This window comes from Wolbachia endosymbiont of Drosophila incompta (assembly GCF_001758565.1).
Lineage (GTDB): Bacteria > Pseudomonadota > Alphaproteobacteria > Rickettsiales > Anaplasmataceae > Wolbachia > Wolbachia pipientis.
In genome coordinates, this window is the sequence record NZ_CP011148.1 from 389,808 (window position 1) to 390,059 (window position 252).

At 35.3% G+C, this 252-nt stretch carries 1 pseudogene (cut by a window edge); it reads left to right on the plus strand.

What is annotated here, in order from left to right:
* Positions 1-101: 101 nt before the first annotated feature.
* Positions 102-252, plus strand: a pseudogene (gene aspS / locus WG67_RS01785) (aspartate--tRNA ligase) (its annotated part continues 1,134 nt past the right edge of the window); the annotation flags it as partial.

The following is a 252-nucleotide window of genomic DNA, read 5'->3' on the forward strand; positions in this document are numbered from 1 at the left end:
TACTGCTCTATTTCGTAAACTGGACAAATATCTGACGAATGGGCTTGTATGTGGTAAGGTTTATTTCTATACTTTTTAAAGAATTTAGAAGTGAAACAAATATGAACTGCTACAAGACTCACACGTGTGAAGAATTAAGAAAGAATGATGTAGAAAAGGAAGTTACCCTTTCTGGATGGTTATATCGTAAGCGCGACCATGGTAACCTAATTTTTGTTGATTTAAGAGACTTCTACGGAATCACTCAGCTAG